Source organism: Mesorhizobium tamadayense (assembly GCF_003863365.1).
GTDB lineage: Bacteria > Pseudomonadota > Alphaproteobacteria > Rhizobiales > Rhizobiaceae > Mesorhizobium > Mesorhizobium tamadayense.
Genome location: NZ_RQXT01000241.1, coordinates 1 through 476 on the forward strand (window position 1 = coordinate 1; position 476 = coordinate 476).

Here is a 476-nt window from a genome sequence, read left to right on the forward strand (position 1 = left end):
ATATGGGCGACGCGCGCACCGCCCGCAGCGAAAGTCAGCACGGGACTCACTGCAGACGAGGTCGGCAGGTCCATCGAAGACGAACATGTTGGGATGATACCGATAGCCGTCGCCGTCAAAAACCTGCGCATTGAAAATGTCCTTTGCAAGTCGAGGTGGAACCGTTTCAAGAGAGTGCGCGCCCGTCTACGGGCGCAGTTCGGTGCGTTGGCCAGGCCAATTTTCCTGTCGCGGCATCCACCAATTGGTGCGGGCTCCGATGTGCATGTTGAGTGTTTTTGTTTCAGTGTAGTCCTCGACCGCGTGGCGTCCGAGTTCGCGACCGAGCCCGGATTGCTTGTAGCCACCGAACGGGAGCTCGGAGGCGCCATCCATGAAGGTGTTCATCCACACCGTTCCCGCCCGCAAGCTGCGCCCGAATGTCAGGCACGTATCGAAATCGCGGCTCCACACACTGGCGGAAAGGCCATAATCGA

Annotated in this window: 1 protein-coding gene; it reads right to left on the reverse strand. The window is 59.5% G+C overall.

What is annotated here, in order from left to right; genetic code table 11:
* Positions 1–186 precede the first annotated feature (186 nt).
* The coding region (locus tag EH240_RS37485; protein WP_125007299.1) for an aldehyde dehydrogenase family protein at positions 187–476 on the reverse strand (290 nt) is incomplete at its 5' end.